Annotated in this window: 8 protein-coding genes and 1 pseudogene; 8 read left to right on the top strand and 1 reads right to left on the bottom strand. The window is 50.3% G+C overall.

All coding sequences use genetic code 11. The annotated features are described in order from the left end of the window. Positions 1-3,510: 3,510 nt before the first annotated feature. A pseudogene (locus L0156_18060) lies at positions 3,511-4,056 on the top strand (zinc carboxypeptidase). Positions 4,057-4,122: 66 nt separating this feature from the next. Here L0156_18060 and L0156_18065 read toward each other — a convergent pair. Further along, positions 4,123-4,410 carry a hypothetical protein gene (locus L0156_18065; GenBank protein ID MCI0604895.1) on the bottom strand — a complete coding sequence of 96 codons (288 nt, stop codon included), beginning with the start codon at positions 4,408-4,410 and terminating at the stop codon, positions 4,123-4,125. 496 nt (positions 4,411-4,906) lie between these two features. On the opposite strand from L0156_18065, the gene L0156_18070 reads away from it, so the two are divergent. From L0156_18070 to L0156_18100, 7 genes are all read left to right on the top strand, one after another. After that, entirely contained in the window at positions 4,907-5,287 is a 381-nt protein-coding gene (locus L0156_18070; GenBank protein ID MCI0604896.1) for a hypothetical protein, read from the top strand. Between the two features lie 73 nt (positions 5,288-5,360). After that, a complete protein-coding gene (locus L0156_18075; protein ID MCI0604897.1) occupies positions 5,361-5,636 on the top strand; it encodes a BrnT family toxin in 276 nt (91 codons plus the stop codon). A gap of 4 nt (positions 5,637-5,640) precedes the next feature. Next, entirely contained in the window at positions 5,641-5,931 is a 291-nt protein-coding gene (locus L0156_18080; GenBank protein ID MCI0604898.1) for a BrnA antitoxin family protein, read from the top strand. A gap of 60 nt (positions 5,932-5,991) precedes the next feature. Continuing rightward, entirely contained in the window at positions 5,992-7,554 is a 1,563-nt protein-coding gene (locus L0156_18085; GenBank protein MCI0604899.1) for a methylcrotonoyl-CoA carboxylase, read from the top strand. Between the two features lie 87 nt (positions 7,555-7,641). After that, a complete protein-coding gene (locus tag L0156_18090) occupies positions 7,642-8,427 on the top strand; it encodes an enoyl-CoA hydratase-related protein (GenBank protein MCI0604900.1) in 786 nt (261 codons plus the stop codon). Beyond that, on the top strand, positions 8,420-10,321 hold the full coding sequence (locus tag L0156_18095; GenBank protein ID MCI0604901.1) for an ATP-grasp domain-containing protein: 1,902 nt from the start codon (positions 8,420-8,422) through the stop codon (positions 10,319-10,321). Before L0156_18090 ends, L0156_18095 begins: the two co-directional genes overlap by 8 nt. Further along, a complete protein-coding gene (locus tag L0156_18100) occupies positions 10,318-11,226 on the top strand; it encodes a hydroxymethylglutaryl-CoA lyase (protein MCI0604902.1) in 909 nt (302 codons plus the stop codon). Before L0156_18095 ends, L0156_18100 begins: the two co-directional genes overlap by 4 nt. Positions 11,227-11,342 lie beyond the last annotated feature (116 nt).

The following is an 11,342-nucleotide window of genomic DNA, read 5'->3' on the forward strand; positions in this document are numbered from 1 at the left end:
AACCATGCCGGCAGAATGCCGGCGGTCATTTATGCCAGCCTGGAGGCTGGCGCTCCTCTAATGAGCGCCGCCATTCTGGCGGCATTGATGTCCGCCGGCTTTTAGCCGGCGGCGCAGGCTTCTAGTGCATCCTTGCTCCAGCAAAAAAAAGGTATAGATTGCTAGCTGATGCTTCTTAATGGTGCTCGTGCACTGACTGTGGGGACCTAATCCAACCATCAACGCAGCCGTTCGGTTGATCAGTGTAGAGAGCATTCCAGTTAGAAATTAGGGGTGGCGGGACCATCCTGCCTACCTCTAATGTGTCTCGCAAAGAAAGGACCTTACCATGAGGAGGTAAAAATGCTTTCCCAAATTCTGTTTTGGGTTCTAACATCTTTTCTTTTGCTACATACAGGGTTGCCTGCTATTGCCGCACCGAATCAAGATTCGGCGCCTGTAGGCAAGTATCCCAATGAACTCTACGTAATCTATGAAAACAAAACCAAACTGGAAGCCCGAACCAGTGTGGTTGAAGATTTCAATGAGTTCGTGACCGTGGAACTCTCCACGTCAGAGTATCAGGCTCTGAAAAAACAGGGCTACGCGATTGAACCACTCCAACGGCACCGGTTACAGCTTGGAAGTGGTCATACAATCGATACCCGTGGACCTGAAACTGTTCTTTCTCCCGCGCTTCACAAAAAGTGGGGAGAAGCGGGTTTCTACATCGTTCAATTTTATGCTCCCATCAGATCGGAGTGGCTGGACGAAGTAAAAAATTTGGGCACGACTCATGTACTCTCCGCCTATTTCCCCAGCTTCGGCCGGCTGGTCTGGGTACCGAATGCAAAAGCTCTTCAAGATCTCAGCCAGCTGTCATTCGTGAACTGGATCGGTGTCTATCAGCCGGTGTACAAAACTCCGGGAGGATTGGAGGGTTCTGCGAAAATCCTGCAAGGGAAGCCAACGGTGAACGTACGCGTGAAGGTTCTGAATAGCCAGGCTGCCAATCGCGTTGCAAACGGATTGAGAGCAGCAGGAATTGGCGTTCATGGGATCTTTAACGCAGTTCATTATTTGGAATCTCCTTATTTAGTGGCTCAAGTAAGATCTCCAGCGCAACTGGAAAAGATCCTGAGTTTTGCAGAAGTCTGGTGGGTCGAAGAAATCGTACCTGCACACCTGACTTCACGAGTTGCAAGAGAACTTCATCAAACAGGTTTAGCAAACGGCTGCACCGGCACGACGGCTGAAATACCGATTTGGAATGCAGGGATCAGAGGCGCCGGAGCAACACCGTCCTGCACTGCAACTGGAGGATCTGAGCAACTTGTCGGGGTGCTGGACACGACCTTTAACAATCCGGATTTTGAATGCGGTAGCGGAATTCCTAATTGCACGATTCGAAAGTTTATCGAATATAACTCTGCGAGTGGTTGTACCGTAACAGCAACTCGCAGCAGTTGTATTTCCGGACATTCACACGGCAGTGGTTCCGCAGGAGTCATTCTTGGAAATGGAAGCCAGCAAGGGGGCGAAACACCAGCAGAAGCTTGCAGGGAGAAAGGTGGAGCATTCGGCGCCCGGCTCTGGGCATTCCGGTGTGATCAGGCATCGGGAGATCTGAATTGCTTGAACAGCTGTCATGGTGATGGCGGAGTCACAACCTTGCGAAACTTTTTCCAGACCAGCTTTGCCGATGGCTCACGACTGAGCAATCACAGTTGGGGCGCTGACGTTGCTGGTGTTTATGATTCAAATTCGGAAGTAGTCGATATCTGGGCTTACGATAATGACAACAATTCCAGTAACGGCGCAGGGCAACAATATCTCTGGTTCTTCGCGGCAGGAAACGCCGGAGGCGGCGCGAACACGATCGGCAGTCCTGCAACTGCAAAGAACGATGTAACGGGAGCAGCTGTCTACAATGGAGTCGATGGCAGCTGCTGGCCCGGAGATTCTGCTCCTTGCAATGAAAACAAACTCGTTATTTACAGCTCACGTGGTCCAACAGATGATGGCCGTTATGGACCTGAGGTTGCGGGCGCATCACAATATGTGACGGCTCCGAACAACGGAACCGGCTATCAAGAGTTCAATGGAACAAGCTGCGGCACGCCCTCCGTAACAGCACTTGGGGCGCTCATTCGCGATTGGGTCCAGAATGTTCACGGGATCGCAGCTCCCAGCGCCAATCTTGTCAAAGCGCTCCTCTTGAATTCAGGCGATTACATTTCCTCACCTTCTCAGTCGCTACCTGCAACAGGACAAGGATGGGGACGACCGAACTTGAGCAATCTCTGCGATAACTGGGCCAGCTCTACTTGCACAACGCGAAGAAGCTCCTGGCAAGAAGGAACCTTTACAGCTACTGGCCAGTCTTCCACGATGACTGTCAGCGTGCAATCTACTGGTTCTCCACTGCGGTGTCTTTTGACCTGGATGGATCCTCCAAACCTTGCAGGCGGTGGAGCACTCAGAAATAACCTGAATCTGAGAGTCACGGCGCCCGGAGGAACGTTTTACAACGGAAACGATTTTACCGGCGCATGGAGTGATGCGAATGGCACAACATTTGACTCGGCAAACAATTCGGAAGGCGTAAGGGTTCAAGTTCCTGCAACAGGCAGCTATAGCGTTCAGGTGACTGCAGCCAACATCTCACTGAGTCCGCAACCCTGGGCCGTGACCTGTAGCGCAAACACCGGAACTTGCACGTTACCGGGAACACCTTCACTTATATCGCCGGCAAATGGCGCGACAGGAGTGTCAGTTACTCCAACATTGGATTGGAGTGATGTATCCGGCGCAACATCTTACGATGTTCAAGTCGCCACCGATTCCGGATTCACAAATGTTGTGCGATCCGCGAATGTTGCGAGCAGCACATGGGTAGTGTCCCCGGCGCTCAACAACAGCACGACTTATTTCTGGAGAGCTCGCGCAAATAATTCCTGCGGCGCCGGCGCTTATTCCTCAGCCTTTAGCTTCACTACAGTTGCTGGAGGAGGCGGCGGAAGCGCGGTATTTGATCCGGTTCTTCAAGCGCCAAAATGTGCGACCGTTGCAGCTTCGTGCGATACGGGTGCATCTCTTGTGCTGGGACGCGCCAATCTCGGTCCAGAACCGAATCAGCCGAATACGATCAATGATTCTTGCGCAGATGGAACATCTGGAACATTCCATTCTGATGAATCCAATGATCGCCTCAAAGTAACAACGCTGGATGCAACCAATCTGGCGGAAGGTAAGACCGTGCGAATCGAAGCAACCGTTTGGGCATGGACTACGCCATCGGCAGATAAACTCGATTTGTATTATGCTGCCAATGCAAATAGCCCAAGCTGGACTTTCATTACGACACTCACACCAACTGTTGCTGGTGCACAGACTCTGACAGCGAACTACACGTTGCCAACCGGAGCATTGCAAGCGGTACGCGCGCAATTCCGTTATCAAGGAACGGCGTCGGCTTGCACTTCCGGCGCCTACAATGATCGGGATGATCTTGTGTTCGCGGTGCAAAGCACACCGGTAACAACGGTGTTCTTTGACAATTTCGAAACGAGTCAAGGCTGGGTAACCAATCCGAGCGGCACCGATACTGCAACCACAGGTCAGTGGGAACGCGGTGATCCGGAGCCAACTGATTCCGGCGGACCAAAGCAACTAGGCACAACTGTCAGCGGTGTCAATGATCTTGTAACTGCGCGACTTGCAGGAGCTTCCGCCGGCGTGAACGATATTGATGGCGGTGTTACCTCCATCTGGTCACCGCAAATCACGTTGCCGGCTACCGGAACTCTGACTCTGTCGTTCCAGTACTATCTGGCGCACGGTTCAAACAGTTCCACGGCTGATTTCTTCCGTGCCTTTATTGTCACTGGAACCAACAATCAAGTCTTCCAATCGCTCGGTGCTGCCTCCAACAGAAACGGAGTCTGGACACCGGTCTCGGTGAATATCAACTCATTTGCCGGACAAACCATCCGGATTCTGTTTCAAGCTGCGGATGCAAGTACCGCAAGCCTCGTGGAGGCGGGAGTGGACGACGTCCGAATCACTCAACAATAAAACGCATATTCAACGCAAGCCGGTGAGCAACACTCACCGGCTTTTTTATGGAGCGACGGCCTGCATCTAAAGTTTTGTCCGACTTTTCTCGTGTTCAATTCTTTCGTGAAGCCACATCGACATAAGTTGAGTAAATGGGACGCCTTTTTTTCGAGCAATACGTTTTGCCATAGAAAGATCAAATGGGTCAACACGGATGGATACAGGTTGACGCGGGGGTCGATAAGCAATAAATGGTTCTGCTTTTTCAAGCAGCTTTTGAATATTTTCGGGTTGCTCTTTAACCATGGATCTATCCCATGATTCAGCTTCCCTTTTCAGTTGTTTTCTAATCGATGCAGGAATTTTCCTCATTTTTTCTTAATTCTCCTAAAATACAGTTTTTGAGTCGCTGGTGTCATAGGATATGCCGTTACACATCTCCACCTGCCGTATTTCGGAAACGGAGCGATAATAGCTTCAATAGCAGTTCCGGATGCGTCCGTTCCCCATAAACGATATCTGAATTGACTCCTGCTACCTTTTTTCATTTTGTTTTTAACGGCAAGTGTCGGGTAAGGTCCTTCGCAGTAATACAATTCTTCAATTTGTTCCGGCCCGAGCCCGTGCCTCGCAATGTGAGCAACGTTATCCTCATCCCAATCCGGTTCCAAAGACGGGTCGGGTTTCAACATTAAGTTCAAAAATAACGTAATTTTTTGATTACGTCAAACACAAGCCTCGTAGAGTCGAAGGGCCTCGATCGCAGGCTGAAGCCGTTAAAACATTGAAATTGGCGTAGTTATCCAATTGTATTTTAAGGCATCACCTCGTGTAGCGTAGTGAACTTTACGCGTTATCTTAGTGAGGTATGCTGCTGGAAAGTGAAATCTCGCCGAACACGCCTGAATTCAAACATCAATATGATGTGTACATCAAACTGGCCGAAGAGCTGAAACAGCTCATTCAGAAAATTCGTCAGGGCGGATCGCCCGAAGCGCGCAAGAAACATGAAGAGCGGGGCAAACTCTTCGTTCGGGAGAGGGTCCGATTGTTACTGTTACCGGAAATTTTTGTCAACAGACATTTAAACTTAAAGGCAGCTTTTGCGCGCCTTCGCGGCATCAAACGATGCGGCATGGCTGCGGCGTTGAACATTCTCGGGATTCCGCTTCTCGGTCAGCATCATCGCGGAATCGACGATGCCCGCAACATAGCACGTATTGCAAAGGTAGTGTTGCCGCAACTTTAACCAATCATCCCAGCCTGCATCCTGAGTTGCTTCGTCCTGCCTTGAGTAATACAATGTATTACCGGAGCTTCTTTTGCGTATCAAAGGATTCCAATGGGACGATAGTAATGTAATCCACATTGAGCTTGGCCACGGAATAAAACCAGAGGAAGCTGAAGAAGTTTTTGCTGTAGCAGCATTGTTCAGAAAAACCAGGAGAGGTCACTATGTTGCGCTGGGACCTACTCTAGATGGGAGATTTCTCACCATTGTATTTGAACTGAAAGGTAATGGAATCGTTCGAGTGATCACTGGTTGGGACATGGAAACAGCCGAAAAACGCTATTGGAGAAAACATAGACGAGGTTGAAAACATGACTAGAAAGTCTTCAAAACGAAAGATGACAGAAGAGGAATATTACGATTCACATGGCATCCTAAAAGAAATCCTGGCCGAAGGCATTGAAATGAGTTTAGAAGCGGCCCTGCGTCAAGAAATCCTTGAAGGAAAGAGGAAAAGAAAGCTAAGAAATGTATCGATTAAGATCGATCCTCTCTACTTGCAATCTATTCGGAAGATCGCGACAAAAAAAGGAATCCCATACCAGACTCTAGTAAGGCTGTGGCTTACCGAGAAAGTTAGAAAAGAATTGAAGTTGGCATAGAATGTGATGCTTTTTTTCTCCCTCTCCGTGATCTTCGTGACTCCGTGGTAAAGTGAAAGCATGCTGCTGGAAAGTGAAATCTCGCCGAACACGCCTGAATTCAAACATCAATATGATGTGCACATCAAACTGGCCGAAGAGCTGAAACAGCTCATTCAGAAAATTCGGCAGGGCGGATCGCCCGAAGCGCGCAAGAAACATGAAGAGCGGGGCAAACTCTTCGTTCGGGAGAGGGTCCGATTGTTACTGGATGAAGACCGTCCTTTTCTGGAACTTTCGCCGCTGGCAGCCTATCAGGTATACAAAGACGATGTTCCCGCAGCAGGAATTGTCACCGGAATCGGCTGGGTTCATGGGCTTCCGGTCATGGTGGTTGCAAATGATGCAACTGTGAAAGGGGGCACCTATTCGCCGCTGACCGTCAAAAAGCATTTGCGCGCGCAGGAAATTGCAAAAGAAAATGGATTGCCCTGTATTTATCTTGTAGATTCAGGCGGAGCTTTTCTGCCTTTGCAAGCAGAAGTTTTTCCGGACCGCGATCATTTTGGACGCATTTTTTACAATCAGGCGAATTTATCAGCGCTCGGAATTCCTCAGATTGCGGTTGTGATGGGATCTTCTACCGCTGGTGGAGCTTATGTGCCGGCCATGTCAGAAGAAACTGTGATGGTGCGGAATCAGGCAACGATTTTTCTCGGCGGGCCGCCACTGGTAAAAGCTGCTACGGGTGAAGATGTAACCTCGGAGGAGCTCGGTGGCGCCGATCTTCATTGCCGCAAATCGGGGGTCGCCGATCACTATGCCGAAAACGATGCGCATGCGCTCGAGCTCGCGCGCAACATGATGCAGTTTGACAAACATCATCTGAAAGAGGATCGCTGGCTCGTTCCGGCGCGCGCGGAATCCCCTTCCCATTCGCCGGAAGAGATTCCCGGAGTCCTGCCAACAGATTTGCGGCAGCCTTTTCCCATCAAAGAAATTATTGTGCGGATCATCGATGGAGGCGCGTTCCATGAATTTAAAAAGCTTTACGGCGCCACCATTTGTTGCGGGATGGGGCACATCGGCGGATATCCGGTGGGAATTCTTGCAAATAATGGAGTCTTGTTTAGCGACAGCAGTTTGAAGGCCACACACTTCATTGAACTTTGTGAACAGCGCCGCATCCCTCTGTTGTTCTTGCAAAATATTACCGGATTCATGGTCGGCAAAGATGCGGAGAGCGGTGGAATCGCCAAAGATGGCGCCAAGATGGTGACCGCAGTCGCCACAGCCACGGTTCCCAAGATCACCATAATCGTTGGAGGATCGTATGGTGCCGGCAATTACGGAATGTGCGGACGAGCCTACCAACCGCGGTTTCTCTTTATGTATCCGAATGCGCGGATATCCGTCATGGGCGGCGATCAGGCAGCTTTCGTCTTGAGCAGTGTCGGCAAAATCGATCCGGAAGAGATTCGAGCAAAATATGAGAAGGAAGGGCATCCTTATTATAGTTCCGCCAGACTCTGGGATGATGGTGTGATCGATCCGCGCGATACACGCGATGTATTGATTCAATGCCTGGAAATCATTTCGCGGGGACCGGTTCCTTCCGGCAGATTCGGCCTCTTCCGCATGTAATTTTTTCACCGCAGAGAACGCAGAGCACGCTGAGTTTAAATTTAAATTTTTCTCAGCGGTCTCAGCGATCTCTGCGGTAAAAAAAAAATGGCTTACAACACGCTGATCGTTGAACAGAAAGGGCAGTTTACGTGGTGCAGATTGAACCGGCCGGAGGTGCGCAATGCATTCAACGCGGAGATGATTGCCGAGCTCACAAGCTTCGCGAAAGATTTGCCTTCCGGAAGCAGAGCGATTGTACTGCATGGTGAAGGGACGGTCTTTTGTGCTGGTGGCGATTTGCGTTGGATGCAGCAGAGTCTGGATCTTTATCGTGAACAAAATCTTGAAGATGCCAAACGCCTGGCCGAAATGTATTTTGCGCTGGATCGAATGCCTGTGCCCCTGGTCGGTCTGATTCACGGAGCTGCTTTTGGAGGCGGCGCTGGGTTGGTCTGCGTTTGCGATTATGTGATCGCGACACAGGACACGCAATTCGGCTTCAGCGAAGTCCGATTGGGAATTGTACCTGCGTGCATCTCTCCCTTTGTTTTGCGAAAGATCGGTCCCGGACATGCGCGCGCACTCTTTACCACCGCTGAGAGATTCGACTCGCGCAAGGGCTATGATGTGGGAATGGTGCATCAAATTGCTGCAGACATAGCGGAAGCGCAATCGCTCGTAGAAAAGAAATTGCAGCAGATTACGGAGTGCGGCCCTGAGGCGATACGGCACATCAAGAACCTTCTCTTTCAATTGCTCTTTGCATCGAACGATCAGGAGCAACTCGACAGGGCGGCCGATCTATTAGCCACAGTCCGTGTCAGTAAAGAAGGACAGGAGGGTTTGCGAGCTTTTCTGGAAAAACGGAAGCCAAGCTGGAATCGTGGTTAAACTCTTCATCGCAAATCGTGGCGAAATCGCGTGTCGCATTGCTTTCACTGCACATCGCATGGGCATTCGCACGTGCGGAATCTTTACGCCTCAGGATGCGCGGACGAAACATGTGCGGGTCCTACAAGAAATTAAGAAACTTCCAGCCGGAGATCTTTCGGAAAACTATCTGAACCAGCAATTGCTCATACAGATCGCGAAGGATTTCGGAGCGGATGGACTCCATCCCGGATACGGATTTCTGGCTGAGAATCCTGACTTTGCTCAAAACGTGATCAACGCAGGATTGATTTGGGTTGGACCACCTCCGCAGGCGATGCGACGCCTGGGCGGGAAACTGGAAGCAAAGGAAGTCGCTGCAAAAGCGGGTGTCCCTGTTCCGCCCTGGATAAACATGGGAAACGAAATTGATCCAAAGGGAATCATTGATCGCTTTGGCCTTCCGCTGCTGATCAAAGCGACTCGCGGTGGCGGCGGGCGCGGCCAGCGTGTGGTGCATGATCCATCACAGTTTGAGGAAGCTCTGCGAGCAGCAAAGTCGGAAGCTCACCGTTCCTTTGGTTCTTCTGAAGTTTTTGTGGAAAAATTCCTGGAGGAACCTAGGCACATCGAAGTACAAATTCTCGGAGACGTTCACGGTAACGTATTTGCGCTGGGAGAGCGGGATTGCACAATGCAGCGGCGCAATCAAAAGATTATCGAAGAATCGCCTGCCACGATTCTGGATGATGAAACGCGGCAAAACATCCTTGAAGCGGCCCGCAGTCTTGCCTCATCCGTAGGATATACAAACGCAGGCACGATTGAATTTCTTGCGCAGCGAAATCAAAAAGCAAACTGGGAATTCTTTTTCATGGAACTGAACGCACGTCTGCAGGTGGAACACCCGGTAACGGAAATGATAACCGGACTCGATCTTGTCGAACTTCAAATTCGCGCCGCAGATGGCGAGAATCTTAAGCTACGCTTACACAACTTACGCACGAAAGGTCATGCGTTGGAGCTCCGGCTCTGCGCGGAGAATCCGGCAAACAATTTTTTGCCGACTCCTGGACCGCTAACAGAAATGCTCTTTCCTGACTCCGGTGTCAGAATCGATTCCGGATACGAACCGGGCGATGTGGTTCCACAGGAATACGACTCCCTCTTTGCAAAACTGATCGTTCATGGAAAAAGCCGCGATGAGACGATCGAACTTGCCTCTAATGCATTAGAAAAAACTTTGGTTGCCGGTACAATTACGAACAAGTTTTACTTGCAGAGTGTGCTGAACCATGAAGATTTTCGCAAGAACAGGGGCCACACTCGCTGGATCGAATCGCATCCGGAACTTCTCAAAGAAGACGGCGGAGAATTGGATGAGGATTTATCGTTCTGGGGAAAAAAGTTCAGCTCCGACCTGCTCGTTCAACGAATGAATGATGCACCTGCTGTAAAACCACCCACACGGATTCTAACCGGTTTCACTCCGGAAGAAGCTCATGGTGGCAGCTCTTCCATAGGAGTTCGGGTCGCCGGTCATTTTGAAATAGAAGAGGCGGACAGAATCTATGCTTCCGGCTGGGTAAACAGGTTCGAGCTATGCGTGACTTTTCAGCGACCGGTAAAAGGGATCGGACAACGCCGGCTCACCTTTGCAGGAAAGTACGAAGTGGAAGATCTGCGAACTCATCACGGACCGATCACCGCGCAGGTTCCGGGAGTGGTGCTGGAAGTTCGCGCGAAAGCAGAGGATATTGTCCATGCGATGCAACCTATACTAATAGTAGAAGCCATGAAGATTGAAATGCCCTTTGCGCTTCCGATAGCTGCAAGGATTACGGAGATTCTTGTACAACCGGGAGATCGAATCATGCCCGGTCAAACGCTGGTTACCTGGGAGCCTTCAGAATGATTCGCATCTTTGAAGTGGGACCGCGAGATGGATTGCAAAACGAATCCAGGGTCCTCACAACCGATCAGAAACTCGAACTGATTCAGAAATTGCTTCATGCCGGCCTGGATCAGATTGAAGTAGGAGCATTTGTGCGGCCGGATCGCGTGCCGCAAATGGCCGGAACTGATGAGATTTACAAGAGCAAGAGGATGGCTCAATGGAGAAGCGATTATCCTGCGGTAAAATTCTGGTCACTCGTTCCGAATGAAAAAGGGTTGATTCGAGCGGAGGAATCTGGAGCGCGTAACATCGCCGTATTTGGGGGAGCCACCGAAACATTCGTTCAGAAGAATATCGGAATGAGCATCGATGAATCATTGCAAGTATTTTCCGGTGTTGTGAAGAGAGCGATTCAAAACAATTTTGGAGTGCGCGGATATATTTCTGTGTGCTGGGTTTGTCCTTACGAAGGTGTGGTGAATTCCGATGCAGTGTTGCGCGTGCTTCAGCCGATGCTGGACATGGGAATTCAGGAAATTTCGCTCGGGGACACGGTCGGACGGGCGCATCCGGAAAAAACAGAATCTTTGCTTTCCCGAGTCTTGAAAGTGGCCCCGCTCGAAAAACTTGCGGTTCACTTTCACGATACATACGGCATGGCGATCACCAACATCGATCGAAGTATCAAAATGGGGATTCAGACCGTAGACAGCTCCATCGGTGGTTTGGGTGGCTGCCCTTATGCCGCCGGAGCCACGGGAAACGTTGCAACAGAAGATGTTTATACGTTGCTGGAAGGGTACGGCATGGCAAAACTTGATGTGGAAAAACTCCTCGCTGCAGGAGCATATGCGCAATCGCTCCTGGGTAAAACATTGCCCTCCAAACGCCTTGCTGTGTTTTTGAAGAGTTCGGAAACGTAGTAGCGCGGGCGTCCCGGGTCAAGTCCCATTTTTCCTGTAAAAAGAAGGATGCATCGCTCCTCCAGGTTGTTTGTTAGGCTGCCTTTGTTCCACTCATAATTCTTTCTTTAAGTGAA

Source organism: bacterium (assembly GCA_022616075.1).
Taxonomy (GTDB): domain Bacteria; phylum Acidobacteriota; class HRBIN11; order JAKEFK01; family JAKEFK01; genus JAKEFK01.

Excerpts from the sequence above, each read along its gene's own strand:
- L0156_18080 (MCI0604898.1), top strand. The coding sequence starts at position 5,641 with ATGACTAGAAAGTCTTCAAAACGAAAGATGACAGAAGAGGAATATTAC.
- L0156_18070 (MCI0604896.1), top strand. The coding sequence starts at position 4,907 with ATGCTGCTGGAAAGTGAAATCTCGCCGAACACGCCTGAATTCAAACAT.
- L0156_18100 (MCI0604902.1), top strand. The coding sequence starts at position 10,318 with ATGATTCGCATCTTTGAAGTGGGACCGCGAGATGGATTGCAAAACGAA.
- L0156_18065 (MCI0604895.1), bottom strand. The coding sequence starts at position 4,410 with ATGAGGAAAATTCCTGCATCGATTAGAAAACAACTGAAAAGGGAAGCT.
- L0156_18085 (MCI0604899.1), top strand. The coding sequence starts at position 5,992 with ATGCTGCTGGAAAGTGAAATCTCGCCGAACACGCCTGAATTCAAACAT.
- L0156_18090 (MCI0604900.1), top strand. The coding sequence starts at position 7,642 with ATGGCTTACAACACGCTGATCGTTGAACAGAAAGGGCAGTTTACGTGG.